This is a genomic window from Noviherbaspirillum saxi (genome assembly GCF_003591035.1).
GTDB classification, from domain to species: Bacteria; Pseudomonadota; Gammaproteobacteria; order Burkholderiales; family Burkholderiaceae_D; genus Noviherbaspirillum; species Noviherbaspirillum saxi.
In genome coordinates this window covers 1,639,572-1,660,241 of record NZ_QYUO01000001.1, presented here as the reverse complement: position 1 = coordinate 1,660,241, position 20,670 = coordinate 1,639,572, and the positions used below count along the sequence as shown (strand labels likewise).

The window sequence follows — 20,670 nt, the reverse complement described above, 5'->3', positions numbered from 1 at the left end:
AGATAGAGTTATTTGTATTGTCAGGCTGGCTATCTTCAGGGAATGGCTGGCTGCGACTTCAATGCACGAAAAACAAAAAAACAGATTATTTGTAGCCGACGCGGTCGAGTATCTTCTGCGCGGGAACCTGGTTCTTGCCGATGGCGGTAATCGAGACGTTCTCGGTCTTGAACTTGCCCATTTGTTGCAGCACCGGGTTCTTGATGACCGAGGAACTCACCACCGGCCATTCGTTGTTGCCATTGGCGAAGTAGGCCTGGGCCTCGTCGCTGGCCAGATACTCGAGAAACTTGACGGCGGCGTCGCGGTGGCGGGTATTCTTGGCGACGGCGCCGCCAGCGACGTTCATGTGGGTGCCGGAACTTTCCTGGTTGGGCCAGACGAAACCGACCTTGTTCATCATCTCGCGGTCTTCGGACTTGGTGGAACGCAGCAGGCGCGCGTAGTAGTAGGAATTGGCGAGCGCCACGCCGCATTCGCCGCTGGCCACGCCCTTGATCTGATCGGTGTCGCCACCCCGCGGCGGCCGCGCGAAGTTGACGACCATGCCCTGCGCCCATTTCTCGGTCGCTGCCTCGCCGTTACGTTCGATCATGGCACCGATCAGCGACAACATGTACGGGTGCGCGCCGGAGCGCGTGCAGACCTTGCCCTTGTTGACGGGATCGGCCAGCGATTCATAGGTGGCAACCTCCTCGCGCTTGACGCTCACCTTGTTATAGACGATGACGCGCGCTCGGGTGGACAGGCCGAACCACTGCGCACCCTGTCCTTCGTCGCCACCGCGCAGGTTGGCCGGAATCCGCTCTTCCAGCACCTTGGACTTCACCGGCTGGAACATACCTTCGACCTGGGCGCGCCACAGGCGCGCGGCGTCGACCAGCAGGATCACGTCGGCCGGGCTGTTCTTGCCTTCGGTGCGCAGGCGCTCCATCAGCACGGCGTCATCGGCTTCGATGCGGTTGATGCGGATGCCGGTCTGCTTGGTGAAATTGGCGTAAAGCTCTTCGTCGGTCTGGTAATGCCGCGCCGAGTACAGGTTCAGAACGTTTTCCTGTGCATACACCGAAGCCGTGCCCGCAAGTGCAAAAATCGCCGCAGCGATACGAAGTCCGAAAGTCGATTTCATGGGTAATCCTTGGTGAATAGCGATGAATCTCATAGCAATGCATCGCAATGCAACGGCCATTGCGATGCGGTTTGCAATCAGCGCGATGTCTCTGGCTCGGTGACGAAACCGATCTTTGCCAGGCCGCCAGCCTGCGCGGCTGCCATCAGGCGTGCGACGTTTTCATAGGGTGTCTTGCGATCGGCGCGCAAATGCAGTTCCGGTTGCGGCGACTGTGCCGCGGCTGCGGCGATATTTCCCTTGAGCGCCTGCTCGTCCACCGTCGTGCCGTTCCAGTTGATGACACCGCCGGCATCGATGCTCACATTGATGTGCGCCGGCTTGACATCGTTGGGTTGGCTGACGGCCCTGGGGAGGTCAAGCTTTACAGCGTGATTGATTACCGGGACCGTAATAATGAAAATGATGAGCAATACCAGCATGACGTCCACCAGCGGCGTCATGTTAATTTCCGACATCACGTCATCGTCCTTGTCGGGACTGCCGAAGCTCATCCTTATTCTCCCTTGGCACGCAGACTGACGACGTTCTGCACCTGTCCGACACGGCCGCCGGTGATCAGGTAAGCATGCAGGTCATGCGCGAAATTGGATAACTGGGAGAGGAGCGCCTTGTTGCTGCGTGTCAGCGCGTTGTAACCGAGCACCGCAGGAATCGCCACCACCAGGCCGAACGCCGTCATGATCAGCGCCTCGCCTACCGGACCGGCGACCCGGTCGATACTCGCCTGGCCGGACACGCCGATGCCGACGAGCGCATGATAAATACCCCACACGGTCCCGAACAGGCCGACAAACGGTGCCGTGCTGCCAACCGACGCCAGCACCTGAAGGCCGCTTTGCAGCCGCCCCGTGATGTTCTCGATGGAGCGGCGCAGGCAGCTGGTTACCCACTCGCTGATATTCAATGCGCCATGCAGATCTTCTTTGCTCATTGCATGATGCAGTGCCGCGTTGGCGCCATCTTCCGCAAGCGCGCGAAACGGATTTCCATGCCGGTCCGGAGACAGCAGGCTCATACCTTCTTCCAGGCTTTTCGTATGCCAGAAGTTATCCGTCGCGACCGCTGCCTGCCGCCGCAGGCGAATCAGGCTCCAGGTTTTGATAGCCATGACATACCAGGACAGGATGGACATGATCAACAAGAGGATGGCGACAGCGCGGGTGATGGAATCGCCTTGCTGCCAGAGATTGGCAATGCCGTAAGGATTGTTCATGGATGCTTTCTCACAAATGTCTTAATTCAATTTAAAGTCGATCGGTACTTGTACCCATTCCGAGATCGCCGTATCGCCGCGACGCGCCGGCACGAAGCGCCAGCGCCGCACAGCCGCCAGTGCGGCTTCATCGAACAACGGCGAACTGCTCGGGCGAAATACCTGTACTTCCCCCGCATTACCCTCTGCCGTGACGAATACGCGCAATACCACCTTTCCCTCTTCCCCGGCACGCCTTAGCATGGCCGGGTAAACCGGCGCCGGATTATTGAGATAGGCGGCATTGAAGCGCGGCGGGGTAACAGGTGCGGGCTGTGCCGGTGCCGGGGCAAGAGTCTGCGAAACCGGTGGCGAACTCGACTCCGGCGCCGCAACAGGTGCCTGCTGCGCCGGCTGTGCCTCGGGTTTCGGCGCCGTCAATGCCGTGTCGCTTGTGGTCGTTTTCGGGGCCGATTTTTTTACCTGCGGCTTGGGCGGCTCCCTTTTGGGTTGTGTCTGCGGCGTTTCTTTCGGTGGTTGCGGCCTGGGTTCGATAACCTGTTTATTAACAGGTCTTTCGGCCGGAAGCATCTCGACCATGACTGCCGGCAATGGTGACGGAGGTGTCAGGTCCGGCCTCAACCCAGTCATCATTAGCCAAATTGCGGCTATGTGAGTAACGGTAATCAGCGTCAGCGCACCGGCGCGTGAGTTCAAAGATTGATTCATATAACTAATTCTTGCCGCACCCTATGACTGTCCTTGTATTCAAGGGTATGTGAAGTCGTGCTACCCCAATTCCGTACTTCATGCTGCTGGCTCCGACTGTAACGTTAACGATAATGATAACAATTCTCATTTAAATAGAGAAGCCTATTGTTGCAAAATATTAGGAATATCTTCGTGGAAACCCGGATCCGTAGAGTTACAGCGGCCGACAAGGGTATCGCCGAGCCAGTAGATGAGGCTTTCGAGTGCAAGAAGACAAGCGCGTCCGCTGCCGAAATGCCGCCGGAATTGAGGAAGGATTAGCCTACGCGACCTGATCGACCCTGCTCCGTAACACGGCAGGGTCGGTATCACACACCGTCATTGCGACGGCGTGCAGTTCGATTCAGGATTTCAGGACGATGGAAACCAGCCGAGCGTTTCGTATTCTTCGATTTTGCGGTACAGGCTGGAAAGACCGACCTCCAGGTTTTGGGCCGCAGTCCGCCGGTCTCCTCCGGCCTCGGTAATCGCCTTGTCGATCACCATGCATTCGAAGCGTCGTACCTGTTCGCGCAATGAATTTTTGCCGTCGGTATTCGGTGCCCCCTGGTGAGGCCTGCGATATCCGCGCGATCTGCGGCGGCAAATCCGAGTGGGTGATTCGTCCGTCTTCAGCAAGGATCAGTGCGCGATCCACTACGTTTTCAAGTTCGCGTACATTTCCTGGCCATTCATATTTCGACAGGACGTCTGCAACGTCGGCATCGATCTCGAGAATGCCGTCCAGATTCAGCCGCTCCGCACGCCGCCTCATCAAAAAGCTGATCAATCCGGGAATATCCTGCCGCCGTTCGCGCAACGGCGGAATATGCACATGGAACACGGTCAGCCGGAAATAAAGGTCTTCGCGAAATTTGCCTTCCGCGACCATCTGACCCAGATCACGATTGGTGGCAGCGACGATACGCACATCGGCGCGCTTGGTTTGCTCGCTACCCACCGCGCGCACGGTCTTTTCTTCGATGACATGCAGCAGCTTGACTTGCAGCGCAAGCGGCAACTCGCCAATTTCATCGAGGAAGATCGTGCCTTTGTCCGCTTCCAGGAACAGGCCCTTGCGCGCCTTGTCGGCCCCGGTGAAGGAGCCTTTGACATGGCCGAACAGTTCGCTTTCCATCAGGTTTCCCGGAATGGCGCCGCAATTGACCGGAATGAAAGGACCTTCGGAACGGCTGCTCTGCTGGTGAATTTGTCTTGCGATGACACCTTTGCCGGTGCCGCTTTCGCCGGTGACCAGCACCGTGCTATCCGTCGGGGCGACTTTGGCGATCAGCCGCTCAAGCGCCTGCATCGATGGCGAGACGAAGCCGAACAATTCGCTTCGCGTTTCCATCACCATTTTTCGCAATACCTTGTTCTCGCTGCTCAGGCGCTGCAAGTCGGCGATCTTTGTTACCCGGTGCAGCACTTCATCATGACGCACCGGCTTGATCATGTAATCCGACGCACCCGCCTTGATCGCATCGATTGCCGTATCCACCGAGGCAAAGGCCGTCATCATGATGAAGCTGGTATCGATCCCGGCAGCTCTTGTACGCTTTAGCAGCTCTATGCCATCAAAGTCGGGCATCTGGATATCGCTGATCGCAACGTCGAAATCTCCAGCGCACAGCCGCTCTAGCGCCTCGCTTCCGTTAGACGCCTGCACGACAGTACATCCCGCCTTAGTCAGCCGTACGGCCAGAATCTGGCGAATCGCCGGTTCGTCGTCGACCACCAGCACATGCAAGGCCTTCATTGTTTTTGCATCCTGCAGTTTCATGTAATAGCAAATTCGAGTTGGTATTCCGGGTTTCCCGGTCGCGGTTTCAAATACCGCCAATTCCAGAACAATACCGCAAGCTGTAGTGCGCTGCCGATGCCTTTCCCAGGATTGAAAATTATTCGACCGCATTTTCTTGCAAACGAGAAAAGCCTTATACCCCGTTGCATAGTCACTGCTCCATGGCTTGGATACTTGCCGATTCTGGTGTCCGGCATACCAATTGCTTATTGGAAATAATTGTAAGCAACCCCACCGGATGTGCATCGAAGCCGTCCGATAATCCATTCTTGAAAGCGGCGCCTGATGCACAAGGCCATCAACTCCCGACTCCTGCTCATCATGTTTCTGGTTGGCGCAGCGTCCGGATTCTTTGTCAGCCTCACCGGATGGTGGGGCCTGCATGACGGTTCTATTCAACTGGACAATCTGCGCGATCATTTCATTCGAATTGCCGGACCCGGGATGGCTAGCGCTCCGGCGGACGCAGCTTTGCTCCGTGCCGTAAATAACAACCTGTCCGCGCGTCGCCTGCTGCTTGCGATGTCAGGATTCGCGACGGTATGCTTCTGCCTGACCGCGTGGCTGACTTACCGCGAATCGATGACGCGGCGGCGTCAAGCCGACGAACTCCAGCGCCAGCATAACTTGTTCCGCACCCTGTTCGAAGGCACCAACGAAGGCGTCATCTTGACCACGGCGGGAAAAGTCACCGATTGCAACCGGGCGGCGCTCCTCTTGTTCGATCTTGCCGGCGTCGACACGATGCGTGCACTTGGACCAGCACAGCTTCAGCCGCCACGCCAACCGGATGGTAGCGATTCCGTTGCGGGTTTTCTCGCATATTTGAATGCAGCGGAACGGACCGGCCCTCAAGCGTTCGAATGGCAATTTCAATCGCTGAACCACCGCCATTTCCCGGCGGAGGTCGCCATACATACAGCAACGGTATGCGGCGAAGAGGTGACCCAAATAACGATCCGCGACATCAGCCTGCGAGCGCAGGCGGAAAAATCGATGCGCCTGGCGAATCAGGCGTTCGAGAATTCACGGGAAGGCGTCGCTATCACGGACGAGCATGCCAACATCCTGACGGTCAACCGGGCGTTCACCGTCATCACGGGTTACACCCCGGAAGAAGCGTTTGGCCGCAATCCGCGCATTCTCAGTTTCGGACGGCAGACGCGAGAGTTTTACCAGCAAATGTGGGACTCTGTTCGCACGACCGGCAACTGGCAAGGGGAAGTCTGGAACAAACGCAAGGATGGCGCGGTGTATCCGCAATGGCTGAACATCAGTCGCCTGAGCGACAGCAACGGACGGATCACGAATTACGTGGGTGTGTTCAGCGATCTCTCCGAAACCAAATTGGCCGAAGAGCGCTTACTGCACCAGACAAATTATGACGCACTCACCGATCTGCCAAACCGTGCTCTGCTGGCGAAGCGCCTGCAGCAAGCAATGATCTCCGCCGGCCGGCACGTGCAGGAAAACATTGGCGTGCTGCTGCTCGACCTCGACCGCTTCAAGCTGATCAATGACAGTATCGGGCATGAGGCGGGAGACAGTCTGCTGCTGCAGGTCTCGCACAGGCTGCGTCGCGTCCTGCGCGAATCGGACACACTGGCCCGTATGGGCGGCGACGAATTTGCCCTATTGGCCATTGATATACGCGATGCGGATCATCTTGCCAGCCTAGCGCAAAAATTAATAAAGGCATTGCATGAGCCATTTCATTTGCATTCTCACGAGTTGCATATCGGCGCCAGTATCGGCCTTGCTCTGTACCCCGATCATGGAACCGATGTCGATACGCTGATCAAACATGCCGACATCGCGCTTTACCATGCGAAAACACTAGGCCGTCATCGCTACGAGTTCTACGCCAACCACCTTGACCAATTGACGCAAGGCCGGCTGCAACTCGAAAGCAGTCTCTATGGTGCGGTCGCCCGCAACGAATTGCTGTTGCAATTCCAGCCGCAACAAATCATCTCAAATGGAAAAATTCATGGGGTCGAAGCCCTCGTCCGCTGGCATCACGCAGAACTGGGCATGGTGTCGCCGGCGCTCTTCATCCCGCTTGCCGAAGAAACCGGTCTGATCGTATCAATCGGGGAATGGATCCTGCGTACCGCCTGTACAGAGGCTCGTCGCTGGCTGCTGCAAGGACATCCGGCACGTATTGCCGTCAATGTTTCCGCGCGCCAGTTTCATGACACTGCATTCGCCGACATGGTTGAATGCATCTTGCGCGATAGCGGCTTGCCGGCGCCCTTGCTGGAACTTGAACTCACCGAAGGCATGGTCATGGAAGATACAGCGCAGGCAACCGCCATACTGAACGAGCTGCATAGCCTCGGCGTACAGATTTCCATCGACGATTTCGGAACCGGATACTCCTCCCTGTCCTACCTGAAGCGCTTGCCGATTCAGATCCTGAAGATTGATCAATCCTTTGTCAGGGATATTGCGACCGACCAGGACGACCGGGCGATCGTATCCGCCATCATTGTGCTGGCGCACAGCCTGGGCCTTCAAGTCGTTGCCGAAGGGGTGGAGAACGCCGAGCAACTCGGCTTCCTGCGCGAGCATGGATGCGATGCCATGCAGGGTTACTATTTCAGTCGACCGGTGCCGGCCGAACAGTTGCTGCAATTGCTTATCGGGGAGCGCACATCTGTCGCATGCGAATCATGACCATCATGCCGATGCAACGAAAGCAAGCTTCTCCTTGCACCGGCCGTGCCAATCTACCAATAGCGCCGCGAAATAGACTCGGCGATACACACCGGCTTTTCGCCGCCTTCCCGTTCGATGGTCACAGTCCAGATGCTCTGCATGCCGCCCTCGATGTCTTCCACTTCCTTCAAGACCATGCGGCCGCGCAGGCGGCTGCCGCTTGGAACCGGCGCCGGAAAGCGCACCTTGTTCAAGCCATAGTTCACGCCCATCCTGGCAGCGGGCGTCGAGATCGCGCTTTCCATGATCATGGGCAGCAAGGACAGCGTAAGAAAGCCATGCGCAATCGTCGTTCCGAAAGGCGACTCCTTGCGGCAGCGTTCTTCGTCCAGATGAATCCATTGAAAGTCGCCGGTGGCTTCGGCAAACTTTCTGACCCGCTCCTGCGAAATCTCGAACCACTCGGTTACTGCGACTTCCTGTCCAACCAGGCTTTTCAGTTCTTCCACTGATGCGATCTCGCGCATGCTGTCTCCGTTGTCGTCAATGTTGTATGCCCCGCGCGATGGCGGAGCGACAGAAAACTACTTTGGTCTGCGCCCGTACATTCCCATGCCTTTGACTGTGACGACCAGTTCTCCGTGCTGGTTTATGGCACGCCATTCGGTCATTACGATGCCACGATCCGGTTTGCTGCCCGATGGACGTACATCGAGGACCGTGGTCGACACCTTCAATGTGTCGCCGGGCCGAACCGGTTTGATCCAGCGTACTTCATCGACGCCCGGCGAACCCATGCTGGCGGCTTCACGCAAAAAGCCATCCACCATCATGCGCATCATCATGCTGCAGGTATGCCAGCCGCTGGCGATGATGCTTCCATAGATCGATTTGCCGGCGGCGTCCTTGTCGACATGAAAAGGCTGGGGATCGAATTTGGTGGCAAATTCCAGGATTTCCTCTTCCGTCACGGTACGCGTGCCTACCTCAATGGTCTTGCCTACCTCGAAGTCTTCGAAATACCACTTCACTTGCGACATATCGATCCCTTTTCCTTTGTATCAGTGCTGATGATTACGCGGCATTCCTGAATTCCGGCTGCGATGCAAATCGTGCCAGATGGTGATCGGTATCACCCAGGGTGACTTCGATCATCGTCAGTCGCTTGAAGTGGTGCGCCGCAGGCAGCTCATCCGTGACACCCATGCCGCCATGCAATTGCACTGCTTGCTGGCCAACGTATTTCAATGCCTGGCCGATACGCGCCTTGGCTGCGGACACCGTACGGCGGCGTTCGCCTGCATCGGTCGAACCCACCTTGACTGCTGCCAGCGTCGCCATCGAACGCGCTTGTTCCGTCTGCATGAACATTTCCGCCATCCGGTGTTGCAATGCCTGGAATTTACCGATAGGCACGCCAAACTGCTGACGCGTCTTCAGGTATTCCAGCGTGGCGCCATTCAAGGCATCCATCGCCCCCACCGCTTCCGCGCACAGCAGTGCCGCGCCATAGTCGGCAGCTGCGTCCAGCAAGTCCCAGCCGGCGCCTGCCGTGCCGAGCACTGCACTGGCCGGCACATGCACATTGCTGAATGTGATGTCAGCCGCGCGCTGACCGTCGATGGTGCGGTAATCGCGCCGCGTTACACCGCCTACATCAGCCGCAACCACGAACAGCGAAATGCCATCGGTATCCCGTTGTGCGCCGCCGCTGCGTGCCGACACGATCAGCTTGTCGGCCTGGCCGCCGTGAATGACGATAGTCTTGGTGCCATTCAATACAAATCCGTCGCCATCCTGCTTTGCGGTCGTCGTAATGTCGAACAAGTCATGGCGTGCCTGCTTTTCGCCCAATGCCGCTGCAAGCTTCAGCTCGCCGGCGGCGACCTGCTCCAGCAATCCTTCCTGTCCGCCGGCCAGCTTCAGAAACTGTGCGCCGAGAACGGTCGCGAAATATGGCTCGACGACGATGCCGCGTCCCAATTCCTGCATCACGACCAGCATGTCGACCGCGGAGCCGTTGAAACCGCCCTGCTCTTCCGGTACCGGCAACGCGGTCATGCCCAGTTCAACCAAGGTGCCCCATGCCTGGTCGGATACGCCCGATGCGGAATGAATGATTTTCTTCCGGTGTTCGAAGGTGTAGTCCTTGTCGATGAAGCGGCGCAGTGCATCCTTGAATTGTTGCTGCTCGGGTGTGTAATTGAAGTCCATGTCCGCCTCACAGTCCCAGAATCATCTGGGTGATGATATTTTTCTGAATCTCGTTGGAGCCACCGTAGATCGAGGTCTTGCGGTAGTTGAAGTAATACGGCGCCAGCGGAGCCGCATCATCGTCCTCCGTAACCGAATGCTCATGCTCGCCTTCGAGATAGGAGCGATCGAACGGGATCGCATACGGGCCGACTGCTTCCACCATCAGTTCTGTGAGCATCTGCTGTACTTCGGTACCTTTCACCTTGAGCATGGAGGCTTCCGGACCAGGGCCGCGTTTCGCGCTCTCCTGCGACAGGACGCGCAACACCGTCATTTCCAACGCCATGATTTCGATTTCCAGGCTGGCGACCTTGGCGGAGAACAGTGGATCGTCGAGCAGCGGCTTACCGTTTTTCAGCTGTTTGATGGCGAGACGCTTAAGGAACATCAGTTCGCGCTTGGCGCGGCCGACGGCAGCGATATTGGTGCGTTCATGGCCGAGCAGATATTTCGCATAGGTCCAGCCCTTGTTTTCTTCGCCGATCAGGTTTTCCACCGGGACCTTGACGTTGTCGAAGAAGACCTCATTCACTTCATGATCTTCGTCGAGCATAATGATCGGGCGAACGGTAATGCCTGGTGTATGCATGTCGATCAACAGGAAGGAAATGCCTTCCTGCTTGCGGGCGCCCGAATCGGTGCGCACCAGGCAGAAAATCATGTCGGCATGCTGGGCCAGCGTGGTCCAGGTCTTTTGCCCGTTGACGATGTAATGATCACCCTGGCGCTCTGCGCGGGTTTTCAGCGATGCGAGGTCGGAACCGGAGCCCGGCTCCGAGTAACCCTGGCACCACCAGTCTTCGCAGTTCAGGATGCGGGGAAGGTAATAGCTTTTCTGCGCTTCGTTACCGAAGGCCATGATGACAGGCGCCACCATGTTGACGCCGAACGGAAGGATGGGAGGCGTGCCGTAGGTCGCGCATTCCTCTTCCCAGATATGCCGCTGCACGGGCGTCCAGCCGGTGCCGCCATACTGCGTTGGCCAGCCGGTGCCGACCCACCCCTGCTTGGCAACGATCTTGTGCCAGCGGACGAAATCTTCTTTGGAAAGGCGCTTGTGATTGAGGACTTTTTGCTGCAGGTCTTTTGGCAGGTTCGCATCCAGAAAGGCGCGAACGGTATCGCGGAAGGCCAAATCCTCCGCCTGGTAGTTCAAATCCATGCTGTCTCCTTGTAGTCCCGGCTAAAAAGCACGACCGTTCTAAAACGATTATACAGCGGATTTTTCGGGCGTGCCGAATAAATATTCCGGCCCTTGCAGGCCGTTCTGCGTGAGGATTAAAAGGTGGAGATGCAGCCGCAACAGGGAGAAATTAAACGTGCGCGACTGCACGCGGATAAAGATTTGTCAGTATGGCCGACTAGTACTACTGCGTCATAAGTCCATCGCTGTCAGGCTTCCCCCTTGCAGGGGGAAGGTTGGGATGGGGCGGCCCGCGCAGGGGTAGGGTGCTCGAGATATCACTGCAATAACTCAACCGTACTACCCCCACCCTACGCCGGGCGCCCCTAACCCTCCCCCTGCATGGGGGAGGGAACCTTACGACGAAATTTTGTGACGCAGTAGTACTAATGAACAGATTCCTTGGGCGACACCGGAACAGGCAGCGGCACCACGTCGATGCCTTCTTCACTAAGTGCCTTGAATTCATCCGCCGAAGCGACGCCACGTATCGCCCGCTCAGGCGTTTCGTTATAGTGAATACGCCGCGCTTCTTCCGCAAAGCGTTCTCCGACGTCTTCGGTATTTTCCACGACCTTGCGGACCAGCTCCATCAGCTGAGTCTGCAATACCGAATCGATAGGAGTTTGTGCAGGCGCCTGTGCTCCGGAAATGTTCAATCGCGGAGCGGATGGCATGCGCGAAATCGCATGGCTGTCGCAGATCGGACAGGCAAGAAAGCCATCTTCGACCTGCTGATGAAAATCCTGTTCTGAAGCAAACCAGCCTTCAAAACGGTGATTGGATTCGCAGCAAAGGTTATAGACTTTCATGGGTTCGCGGAAGAATGAAAACTCAGCATCGGCAATCACGCTTTTGATCACCGATGACCTGTACTTGGCAACGGCTATGCCAAGCGTCCTATTCTACCGCTTCCCGCAAGCGCATTACTGCTTGAACTCGAATTGCTGCTGGGCGCTTTCCAGAATTCCCGGCAATTGCTGCGCAAGCAGGATTGCCTTTGCGCGCCGCCGGGCATTCTGCATTTCCAGATTGCCGGTGAGGCGTTTGACGCTCGCCTTGATGTCGACTACTTGTTCAGCCTTGGCCATACGGACCAGACTGCGCAGACTTTCCCGGTACAGATAACGCTCGCGTGCACTTGCGTGTTCGCCCAAGGTCGCTGCGATCAAATGCTCTATGACGTCATCCGAATCAAGCTTTTTCTTCATGGAGTTACGCTAGGTAGTTGAGTGAAGGAAATTTCCAAGTTGCAAGTTTGCCAAATTTCCTCATGTCATTATTTGAGATAGGTCAAGCAATGTCACTCCCAAGCAAGGTTAAACCAATACTGTTCCTCAAAAAAATGCCCGCGCGGTTATCGAACCGGCGGGCAAACTTCCTGGGAGGGTTAAGGGACCGATTTCATGGTAAATCGGTCCCTTTTGAGCCATTTGCGTTACCGCAAGGAAGCATCGCGAAAACGACATAGCAAAGTCGCCGACGTTCCCAAGATTGATCAAACCAATATTGCTCCCATTAACCGACGACGTGCGCGCTCCCTAACACGCCTTTTTCTGGCCAACTTCATGCTCTTCCCCTTGCAGGATAGATTTGGACTGCAAGTCCGCATGGTAGGACGAGCGCACCATTGGTCCCGACGCGACGTGCGTGAAGCCCATTTCCTCCCCCAGCACCCGCAAGCCATCGAACTCTTCCGGTGTCACATAGCGCTTCACGGGTAAATGATGGATGCTGGGCTGCAGATATTGTCCAAGCGTGAGCAATTGAATGCCGTGCGCGCGCATGTCGCGCATGACGGCATGCACCTCATCCAGTTCCTCGCCAAGCCCCAGCATCAGACCGGATTTGGTGGGCACTGTCGGGTGCAGTTCGCCGAACCGTTGCAGCAAACGAAGGGATCCTTCGTAATCAGCCCCTGGCCGCGCCTGGCGGTAAAGGCGCGGTATGGTTTCCAGATTGTGATTGAACACATCCGGCGGTGCGGAGCCGAGAATTTCCAGCGCCGTATCCACCCTGCCCCGAAAATCCGGCGTCAACACTTCCACGGTAATACCCGGGTTGTGCTGCCGCGTCTGTTCGATGCAGGCGGCGAAATGCCCCGCTCCGCCATCGCGCAAATCGTCGCGGTCGACCGAGGTGATCACCACATACCGCAGTCCCATGGCGCGGACGGTTTGCGCAAGATTGGCGGGTTCATCCGGATCGAGCGGATTCGGGCGGCCATGCCCCACATCGCAAAACGGACAGCGCCGGGTGCAGATGTCACCCATGATCATGAAGGTGGCCGTGCCGCTCTTGAAGCACTCGCCCAGGTTGGGGCAATTGGCTTCTTCGCACACGGTATGCAGCTTGTTCTCGCGCAGGATGGTCTTGAGCCGCTGTACTTCCCGCGTGCCGGTAAATTCCGCGCGTATCCATTTCGGCTTGCGCAATATCTGCGATGGCTCGGTAGGAATGACCTTGACAGGAATGCGTGCCATCTTTTCCGCGCCGCGAAGTTTTTCTCCGGCCTGCACCGAACGACGCGCGGAATTTTCCGCGATCTTGGATTCGCTCATGACTTATCCTCAACCGCGGTAGTAACGCTGCGGGGTAAACGGGGTTTTCGCGACCTCCACGGCAACCGGCTTGCCACGGACAATGGCATTCAATGCCATGCCGGGTGTTGCAAGCGCGGAGTCCAGATAAGCCATGGCGACCGGCGCACCCACGGTCGGGCCGAAGCCACCGCTTGTCACCTTACCGACAATGCGACCCGTGCCATCGGCCAGTTCAGCGCCTTCGCGTACCGGCATCCGGTCTTTGACCAGCAACCCGACCCGCTTGCGCTGCGCGCCGTCGGCAAGCTGACGCAGGATGATATCGGCGCCGGGATAACCTCCAGGACGAGCGCCATCTGCACGTCGCGCCTTGGAAAGCGCCCACGTCAGGCTAGCCTCGACTGGTGTCGTGTCGCCATCCATGTCATGGCCGTACAAGCAAAGGCCGGCTTCCAGCCGCAACGAATCGCGCGCACCGAGTCCGATCGGAGCAACTTCCGGCTGTGCCAGCAACTGTCGTGCGATCTCTTCAGCTTTATCGCCAGGCATCGAGATTTCGAAGCCGTCTTCGCCGGTATAACCGGAACGGCTGACGAAACATTCCGCGCCGCAAAGCGTGATCTTCGCCGTGTTCATAAAGATCATGGATGAGGTTTTCGGCACGAGACGCGCCATCACTGCCGCCGCTGCAGGGCCCTGCAGGGCGAGCAATGCACGGTCGGAAAGCTCTTCCACCTCGCATTTACCGGCAAGATGCTGCTTCATGTGAGCTACATCCTGTTCCTTGCATGCGGCGTTGACGACAACAAACAGATGATCGCCACCATTGGATACCATGATGTCGTCGAGGATGCCACCCCGCTCATTGGTGAACATCGCATAGCGCTGCATGTTTGCGGGAAGCCCTACGATGTCCACCGGCACCAGCGACTCAAGCGCTGCGGCCGCGCCCGAGCCGGCGAGGCGCACCTGGCCCATGTGCGAAACATCGAACAGTCCGGCCTGCTGCCGAGTATGTGCATGCTCCTTGAGTACGCCGGTCGGGTACTGCACGGGCATTTCATAGCCGGCAAACGGTACCATCTTGGCACCAAGTTCAAGGTGCAAATTGTAGAGCGGCGTCTGCGCCAGAGACTGTGTCGTCTTTTCCATGAAAATCGTTCCTTGTTGTTGATTCGCTTGCTTCAGCATTCGATGACATTGACCGCGAGGCCGCCACGCGCCGTTTCCTTATACTTGATCTTCATGTCGGCACCAGTTTCGCGCATGGTTTTGATGACATTGTCGAGCGACACGAAATGATGTCCATTTCCGCGCAAGGCCATGCGCGCGGCATTGATCGCCTTGATCGAGCCCATCGCATTGCGCTCTATGCATGGGACCTGCACCAGTCCGCCGATCGGATCGCAGGTGAGGCCGAGATTATGTTCCATGCCTATCTCGGCGGCGTTTTCAACCTGCTCGACGCTACCGCCCATGGCTTCGGCCAGCGCGCCCGCCGCCATAGAACAAGCCACGCCGACCTCGCCCTGGCAGCCGACCTCCGCGCCCGAGATAGAAGCATTTTCCTTGTACAGAATGCCGATCGCCGCCGCAGTAAGAAGGAAACGGACGACGCCATCGTCATTCGCTCCCGGAATGAAGCGATGATAGTAATGAAGGACCGCCGGTACGATGCCGGCGGCACCATTGGTAGGCGCAGTCACCACCCGCCCGCCTGCCGCATTTTCTTCGTTCACCGCAAGCGCATAGAGATTGACCCAGTCCAGCGTCGTCAACGGGTCGCGCAGACTGACTTCCGGCTGACTGGAAAGACTGCGATAGAGTTCTGCCGCGCGACGTTGCACCTTGAGCGGACCGGGCAGCGTCCCTTCCTTCTCGCAACCGCGTTTGACGCATTCCTGCATGACTTGCCAGATGCGCAGCAAGCCGGCACGCGTTTCTTCTTCCGGTCGCCATGCCTTCTCGTTTTCCAGCATCAACTGGCTGACCGACAAGCGATGTTCGCGGCACATGGCCAGGAGCTCGTTCCCACTCTTGAAGGGATAACGCAGTTCGGTGGTATCCGGAACGATGCGATCCGTACCGGCCGCATCCTCATTGATCACAAAACCGCCGCCGACCGAATAATAGACCTTGTTCGACAGTTCGGCACCGCCGGAATCAAAAGCGGTAAAGCGCATGCCGTTCGGGTGGTAGGGCAAGGACTGCCGCCGGTACATCAGCAAATGCTCGGTTTCGTTGAACGCGATTTCCTTCTCGCCCAGCAGCCGTATGCGGCCGGCACTCCGGATAGCGCCCAGTATTTCCGGAACACGGTCGGTATCGACCATATCCGGCGTTTCTCCTTGCAGTCCGAGGAGCACCGCCTTGTCGCTGCCATGTCCCTTGCCGGTTGCACCAAGCGAACCATACAACTCCACCTTGACAGCTGCAGTCTGCGCAAACAGGCCGGTATCCTTCAAGCCATTGACGAACTGCAGAGCCGCACGCATGGGACCGACCGTATGCGAACTGGAGGGACCTATCCCTATCTTGAACAATTCAAAAACGCTGATAGCCATATCGTCGCCTGTCCCGTCATCGGCGCGGCATGTTGAATGCCGCGCCATTACTTGTTACCGCTTATTCGTAATCGGACATGGGCGGGCAAGCGCACACCAGATTACGATCGCCATAGACGTTATCTACCCGGCCAACCGGCGGCCAGTATTTATTGCCACGCAGGGATGCCACCGGAAAAACCGCCTGCTCACGCGAATAGACGCGGTTCCATTCGCCGGCGATATCCATCGCGGTATGGGGCGCGTGGCGCAGCGCGCTTTCCTCCGCACTCACACTGCCATTTTCGATCGCACGGATTTCTTCGCGAATGGCAATCATCGCTTCGCAAAAGCGATCGAGCTCATCTTTCGATTCGCTCTCCGTCGGCTCGATCATCAAGGTACCGGCGACCGGGAAAGACATGGTCGGTGCGTGGAAGCCGAAATCCATCAAGCGCTTGGCGACGTCATCGACAGATATGCCCGTATCCTTGAGCGGCCGCAGATCAACGATACACTCGTGCGCCACAATGCCGTTTTCGCCCGCGTACAGAATCGGAAAATGCGGCGCAAGCCGCTTGGCAATGTAGTTGGCATTCAGGATCGCGACCTCGCTCGCCTGTTTCAGGCCCTGCCTGCCCATGAGCTTGATATAGGTCCAGCTGATGGGCAGGATGCTTGCACTGCCCCAAGGCGCTGCGCAGACCGCTCCACCATGATTGTCCAGCATGCCGTGGCCGGGGAGAAATGGCGCAAGATGCGATTTCACACCGATCGGACCTACGCCGGGCCCGCCGCCGCCATGTGGTATGCAAAAGGTTTTATGCAGGTTCAGATGCGACACATCACCACCGAACTTGCCTGGTGCGCACAGTCCGACCATGGCGTTCATGTTAGCGCCATCGATGTAGACCTGTCCGCCATGAGAATGAACGATGTCGCACACTTCGCCTACCGCTTCCTCGAACACGCCATGGGTCGACGGATAGGTAATCATGATCGCAGCCAGGTCCGCCGCGTGTTTTTCGGCCTTGGTCCGGAGGTCGGCCACATCGACGTTCCCGCGCTCGTCGCATTGGACGACAATGACCTGCATGCCTACCATATGCGCTGTCGCCGGATTCGTGCCGTGCGCCGAGCTCGGAATCAGACAGATGTTGCGATGCCCTTCCCCGCGGCTCTTGTGATAAGCCCGGATCGCGAGAAGTCCCGCATATTCGCCCTGTGAGCCGGCATTCGGCTGGAGCGATACGGCGTCGTAGCCGGTGCAGGCCACCAGCATCTGTTCCAGTTCGCTGATCAGTTGCTGATATCCCTGCGCCTGATCGAGCGGTGCGAAGGGATGCAGGCTGCCAAATTCCTTCCAGGTGACCGGAATCATTTCCGTCGTTGCGTTCAGCTTCATGGTGCAAGAGCCGAGCGGAATCATGGTGCGATCCAACGCCAGATCCTTATCGCTCAGCGCGCGCAAATAGCGCAACATCTGGGTTTCGGAATGATGGCTGTTGAAGACGGGATGGGTCAGGTATTCGCTCTTGCGCTCAAGCGGTGCGGGAATGCAGTCGGCAGCACCCGCCTCGCACGCGACAAAGGACGGTGTCTGCTTGCCCTCTGCAAAAACTGCCCACAGATCTTCAATGTCTTCGCGGGTAGTCGTCTCGTCGAACGATACCCCGATTGTTTCGCTGTCGATCTGGCGAAGATTGATCGCGCGCTTGCGTGCGGCCGCATGTATGTCCAAGGTCCGCGATCCGGTACGGATCGTCATGGTGTCAAAGAATGCCGCCGTGCGAACTTCCACATCCACCTTCCGCAATCCGTGCGCAAAGGTCACGGCCAGGCGATGTACACGCTGCGCAATCGTCTGCAATCCCTGCGGTCCGTGATACACCGCATACATGCTGGCGATATTGGCGAGCAGTACCTGCGCCGTGCATACATTGCTCGTCGCCTTCTCGCGGCGGATGTGCTGCTCGCGCGTCTGCAGCGCGAGGCGGTAAGCCTTGTCGCCATGGCTGTCGATCGACACGCCGACGACACGCCCCGGCATCAGACGCTTGTTTGCATCGCGCGTTGCGAAATACGCCGCATGCGGGCCGCCATAACCGAGAGGAACCCCGAAGCGCTGGGCCGAACCGATAGCCACATCCGCACCGAACTCTCCGGGCGGCGTCAAAAGAGTAAGAGCAAGCAGATCCGCCGCGACCACCACCAGCGCATTCTTCGCATGCGCCTTCGTTACGGTCGCCGCATAGTCATGTACTTCGCCGTCCACTGCCGGATACTGCAGAAGTACACCAAAGCACTCCAGCTGCTCAAGGTCTGTCCTGTGGTCGCCGACGATTACTTCGATACCGATAGGTTCGGCGCGGGTACGGACCACATCGATGGTTTGCGGAAAGCAGTCGCGCGACACAAAAAAGGTTTTGCTCTTGCTCTTAGAGATACGCTGGCAGAACGTCATCGCTTCCGCCGCTGCGGTTGCTTCATCGAGCAGCGACGCATTGGCGATTTCGAGTCCCGTCAGATCGGACACCATTGTCTGGAAGTTCAGCAGCGCTTCAAGCCGCCCCTGCGAAATCTCGGGCTGATAGGGAGTGTAAGCGGTGTACCAGGCCGGGTTTTCCAGCAGGTTGCGCAGGATGACATTGGGCGTATGCGTATTGTAGTAACCCATGCCGATATACGATTTGTACACCTTGTTACGCGCTGCAATCTTTTGCAGCTCATCGAGCACCTCAGGTTCGCTGCGCGCATCACCAAGGCTCAACACTTCATTGGTCAGAATCGCTTTCGGTACGACTTTGCTGATGAACGCGTCCATGGAATCAAAACCGAGCTCCGCAAGCATCGCCTGCTGGTCCGCCTGGGCCGGACCAATATGCCTGTCGATAAAGTCCGTGTGCTGCTGCAACTCTTCGAACGCAGCCCGTTTCTGAATCATGGTTACCTCTCAAAACTAGAATGAAATATTGCGTGTGCATGGACCATTAGCCAGTCATGCACCTGTTCGTTCTTGAGCAAGGCTCAAGACAACTTGTTACGGCAGATCAGCCGAGCGATTCGATATAAGTCTTGTACGATGCCTCATCCATCAAGCCTTCGAGTGCGGAAGCATCGGCAGCCTTGAATGCGAAGAACCAGCCTTCTCCCATTGGATCTTCATTGACCTTGCCCGGTTCATCGGCAAGTGCCTCGTTGATTGCGGTGACAACACCTGCGCCAGGCATCAGGATTTCGCCTGCTGTCTTGACCGACTCAATTACCGCAGCCTCATCACCTTTTGCGAACTCCTTGCCGACTTCGGGAAGCTGGATGTAGACAAGGTCGCCCAGATGGTCTTGGGCATAGTCAGTAATGCCTACGGTGACAACGCCGTTATCGTCGACGCGCAACCACTCATGCTCCTGCGTGAAAAGGGTTTTGCTCATTTGATGATCTCCAGAAAGATGTCAGTAAATTTATTGGTGCAAAGCACAAAAGGCCCTTGCTGCAAGCAATTCAAAAGCTACTCTAGAACGAGCTTTTTTGCGTTGAAAAATGCTGGTTGAATGCGGCATTTCGCCACATCAACAATGGCGAAAATTTTAGAGCCTTCTTTGTTTTTATTGTATTCAAATGATTTGCCAAAACATTTAAATAGCAAACTTTTATTTCGAAATATTTTTATTAATTAAAAATTTGAACGCATTTTATTTTGACAAGAAAAGACAAAAAAGTAGCCAGCTCCAAAGCATTGCGCTAATGAAAGATTAATGGAAATGGTAAGCAGCAAGTCAACAGTCGCGTCGAGGTATCAACTTGATCTGATTCAAAGAACACATCTTTCAAATATCCACGAAACGTGGGTTTAACGTTCTGCGATTTGAATCAGTGTGTACGATGGAAGCATGAAACGATCAGGCTCAAGTTGCCAAGTATGTTGATAGGCGAATCGGATGAGCAGATGTATGCGTCTCCAACATTTACTCGCGATGCCCGTTGGCCTTTAGCGAACAGCCCTCACGAAAGTTGTTGGGTGTAGCTAGACAGTTGATTTGCCGCTATGGCCACGCGCATTGACGAATCCTCAATGACAAGAAAAAAACACATTTTTTCAAACAGTTAGAAAGCCTTTCAGACTGTTTTCTGCGGTTGGCATGTCTTATGCCTATTGTCCGCTGAGCGCAACAAGTGCTCATTAACCGAAACACTGATCTGTTAAGGAGACAGTCCAATGCAAGCCCTAATCGTCAACGACCTCCCTCTCGCCGTAGAACTCGATAACAAAGCCATGACAACCGTACATGGCGGAAACGGCGGTGCCGCTCCAACTATGCCGACTACTACCTCCGCTCCAGCTATGTCGACGACCACCTCCACTACAATCGCTACTCCTACGCAGGCTATGCAATCACTTCCCTTCTCGGCAGTTCCAGCAGAGCAATGGATGTGGTTTGGCTTTACGGGGCGTTTTTACAATCCTGAGCGCTCTTTTTTGGACAATTTCTTGAACGATTATCTAGGATTCTGAAACCGGCAGAGCGAGCGCCTCCCAGAATGCGCGAAAACACAGCATGCGCTCGGCTGAGTGGTTGGCAGAGCAAAGGCGATTTAATGAGCTATT

18 protein-coding genes are annotated in these 20,670 nt (G+C 56.6%); 2 read left to right on the top strand and 16 right to left on the bottom strand.

What is annotated here, in order from left to right; genetic code table 11:
- Positions 1–85: 85 nt before the first annotated feature.
- The 5 genes from D3871_RS07825 to D3871_RS31850 all read right to left on the bottom strand — a co-directional run bounded on the left by D3871_RS07825 (position 86) and on the right by D3871_RS31850 (position 4,857).
- Complete coding sequence (locus D3871_RS07825; RefSeq protein WP_119768374.1) at positions 86–1,129, bottom strand: extracellular solute-binding protein; 1,044 nt, start codon at positions 1,127–1,129, stop codon at positions 86–88.
- Between the two features lie 77 nt (positions 1,130–1,206).
- Complete coding sequence (locus D3871_RS07820) at positions 1,207–1,623, bottom strand: ExbD/TolR family protein (RefSeq protein ID WP_119768373.1); 417 nt, start codon at positions 1,621–1,623, stop codon at positions 1,207–1,209.
- Positions 1,624–1,625: 2 nt separating this feature from the next.
- On the bottom strand, positions 1,626–2,345 hold the full coding sequence (locus D3871_RS07815) for a MotA/TolQ/ExbB proton channel family protein (RefSeq protein WP_119768372.1): 720 nt from the start codon (positions 2,343–2,345) through the stop codon (positions 1,626–1,628).
- Between the two features lie 21 nt (positions 2,346–2,366).
- Entirely contained in the window at positions 2,367–3,053 is a 687-nt protein-coding gene (locus D3871_RS07810) for an energy transducer TonB (protein ID WP_119768371.1), read from the bottom strand.
- A gap of 385 nt (positions 3,054–3,438) precedes the next feature.
- Positions 3,439–4,857 (bottom strand): sigma-54-dependent transcriptional regulator, encoded by a 1,419-nt coding sequence (locus tag D3871_RS31850; protein ID WP_476638920.1) that lies wholly within the window; start codon positions 4,855–4,857, stop codon positions 3,439–3,441.
- Positions 4,858–5,163: 306 nt separating this feature from the next.
- Here D3871_RS31850 and D3871_RS07800 point away from each other — a divergent pair, with 306 nt between their 5' ends.
- Positions 5,164–7,557, top strand: a complete 2,394-nt coding sequence (locus D3871_RS07800) for a bifunctional diguanylate cyclase/phosphodiesterase (protein ID WP_119768370.1) — start codon at positions 5,164–5,166, stop codon at positions 7,555–7,557.
- A gap of 53 nt (positions 7,558–7,610) precedes the next feature.
- Here D3871_RS07800 and D3871_RS07795 read toward each other — a convergent pair whose 3' ends face one another.
- The 11 genes from D3871_RS07795 to gcvH all read right to left on the bottom strand — a co-directional run bounded on the left by D3871_RS07795 (position 7,611) and on the right by gcvH (position 19,495).
- Positions 7,611–8,066 (bottom strand): MaoC family dehydratase, encoded by a 456-nt coding sequence (locus D3871_RS07795; RefSeq protein WP_119768369.1) that lies wholly within the window; start codon positions 8,064–8,066, stop codon positions 7,611–7,613.
- Positions 8,067–8,123: 57 nt separating this feature from the next.
- Positions 8,124–8,579 (bottom strand): MaoC family dehydratase, encoded by a 456-nt coding sequence (locus D3871_RS07790; protein ID WP_119768368.1) that lies wholly within the window; start codon positions 8,577–8,579, stop codon positions 8,124–8,126.
- Between the two features lie 34 nt (positions 8,580–8,613).
- Positions 8,614–9,753 (bottom strand): acyl-CoA dehydrogenase family protein, encoded by a 1,140-nt coding sequence (locus D3871_RS07785; protein WP_119768367.1) that lies wholly within the window; start codon positions 9,751–9,753, stop codon positions 8,614–8,616.
- A gap of 7 nt (positions 9,754–9,760) precedes the next feature.
- Complete coding sequence (locus D3871_RS07780) at positions 9,761–10,957, bottom strand: acyl-CoA dehydrogenase family protein (protein WP_119768366.1); 1,197 nt, start codon at positions 10,955–10,957, stop codon at positions 9,761–9,763.
- A 407-nt stretch (positions 10,958–11,364) separates the two neighbouring features.
- Positions 11,365–11,790, bottom strand: a complete 426-nt coding sequence (locus D3871_RS07775) for a DUF1178 family protein (RefSeq protein WP_119769966.1) — start codon at positions 11,788–11,790, stop codon at positions 11,365–11,367.
- 114 nt (positions 11,791–11,904) lie between these two features.
- Positions 11,905–12,189, bottom strand: coding sequence for a hypothetical protein (locus D3871_RS07770; RefSeq protein ID WP_119768365.1), 285 nt, complete (start codon positions 12,187–12,189; stop codon positions 11,905–11,907).
- Positions 12,190–12,519: 330 nt separating this feature from the next.
- Entirely contained in the window at positions 12,520–13,539 is a 1,020-nt protein-coding gene (lipA, locus tag D3871_RS07765; RefSeq protein WP_119768364.1) for a lipoyl synthase, read from the bottom strand.
- A 9-nt stretch (positions 13,540–13,548) separates the two neighbouring features.
- Positions 13,549–14,673: a glycine cleavage system aminomethyltransferase GcvT gene (gene gcvT / locus D3871_RS07760; protein ID WP_119769965.1), complete on the bottom strand. Its 1,125-nt coding sequence runs from the start codon at positions 14,671–14,673 to the stop codon at positions 13,549–13,551.
- Positions 14,674–14,705: 32 nt separating this feature from the next.
- Complete coding sequence (locus D3871_RS07755; RefSeq protein WP_119768363.1) at positions 14,706–16,085, bottom strand: L-serine ammonia-lyase; 1,380 nt, start codon at positions 16,083–16,085, stop codon at positions 14,706–14,708.
- Between the two features lie 61 nt (positions 16,086–16,146).
- Positions 16,147–19,008: an aminomethyl-transferring glycine dehydrogenase gene (gene gcvP / locus D3871_RS07750; RefSeq protein ID WP_119768362.1), complete on the bottom strand. Its 2,862-nt coding sequence runs from the start codon at positions 19,006–19,008 to the stop codon at positions 16,147–16,149.
- A gap of 106 nt (positions 19,009–19,114) precedes the next feature.
- Positions 19,115–19,495: a glycine cleavage system protein GcvH gene (gene gcvH, locus D3871_RS07745; RefSeq protein ID WP_119768361.1), complete on the bottom strand. Its 381-nt coding sequence runs from the start codon at positions 19,493–19,495 to the stop codon at positions 19,115–19,117.
- 785 nt (positions 19,496–20,280) lie between these two features.
- Between gcvH and D3871_RS07740 the strand changes: the two genes are divergently transcribed.
- A complete protein-coding gene (locus tag D3871_RS07740; protein ID WP_119768360.1) occupies positions 20,281–20,577 on the top strand; it encodes a hypothetical protein in 297 nt (98 codons plus the stop codon).
- The last annotated feature ends 93 nt before the right edge of the window (positions 20,578–20,670 follow it).

Bases quoted from the DNA above. Each gene is read 5' to 3' on its own strand.
- D3871_RS07825 (WP_119768374.1), bottom strand. From the start codon at position 1,129: ATGAAATCGACTTTCGGACTTCGTATCGCTGCGGCGATTTTTGCACTT.
- D3871_RS07820 (WP_119768373.1), bottom strand. From the start codon at position 1,623: ATGAGCTTCGGCAGTCCCGACAAGGACGATGACGTGATGTCGGAAATT.
- D3871_RS07815 (WP_119768372.1), bottom strand. From the start codon at position 2,345: ATGAACAATCCTTACGGCATTGCCAATCTCTGGCAGCAAGGCGATTCC.
- D3871_RS07810 (WP_119768371.1), bottom strand. From the start codon at position 3,053: ATGAATCAATCTTTGAACTCACGCGCCGGTGCGCTGACGCTGATTACC.
- D3871_RS31850 (WP_476638920.1), bottom strand. From the start codon at position 4,857: ATGAAACTGCAGGATGCAAAAACAATGAAGGCCTTGCATGTGCTGGTG.
- D3871_RS07800 (WP_119768370.1), top strand. From the start codon at position 5,164: ATGCACAAGGCCATCAACTCCCGACTCCTGCTCATCATGTTTCTGGTT.
- D3871_RS07795 (WP_119768369.1), bottom strand. From the start codon at position 8,066: ATGCGCGAGATCGCATCAGTGGAAGAACTGAAAAGCCTGGTTGGACAG.
- D3871_RS07790 (WP_119768368.1), bottom strand. From the start codon at position 8,579: ATGTCGCAAGTGAAGTGGTATTTCGAAGACTTCGAGGTAGGCAAGACC.
- D3871_RS07785 (WP_119768367.1), bottom strand. From the start codon at position 9,753: ATGGACTTCAATTACACACCCGAGCAGCAACAATTCAAGGATGCACTG.
- D3871_RS07780 (WP_119768366.1), bottom strand. From the start codon at position 10,957: ATGGATTTGAACTACCAGGCGGAGGATTTGGCCTTCCGCGATACCGTT.
- D3871_RS07775 (WP_119769966.1), bottom strand. From the start codon at position 11,790: ATGAAAGTCTATAACCTTTGCTGCGAATCCAATCACCGTTTTGAAGGC.
- D3871_RS07770 (WP_119768365.1), bottom strand. From the start codon at position 12,189: ATGAAGAAAAAGCTTGATTCGGATGACGTCATAGAGCATTTGATCGCA.
- lipA (WP_119768364.1), bottom strand. From the start codon at position 13,539: ATGAGCGAATCCAAGATCGCGGAAAATTCCGCGCGTCGTTCGGTGCAG.
- gcvT (WP_119769965.1), bottom strand. From the start codon at position 14,673: ATGGAAAAGACGACACAGTCTCTGGCGCAGACGCCGCTCTACAATTTG.
- D3871_RS07755 (WP_119768363.1), bottom strand. From the start codon at position 16,085: ATGGCTATCAGCGTTTTTGAATTGTTCAAGATAGGGATAGGTCCCTCC.
- gcvP (WP_119768362.1), bottom strand. From the start codon at position 19,008: ATGATTCAGAAACGGGCTGCGTTCGAAGAGTTGCAGCAGCACACGGAC.
- gcvH (WP_119768361.1), bottom strand. From the start codon at position 19,495: ATGAGCAAAACCCTTTTCACGCAGGAGCATGAGTGGTTGCGCGTCGAC.
- D3871_RS07740 (WP_119768360.1), top strand. From the start codon at position 20,281: ATGCAAGCCCTAATCGTCAACGACCTCCCTCTCGCCGTAGAACTCGAT.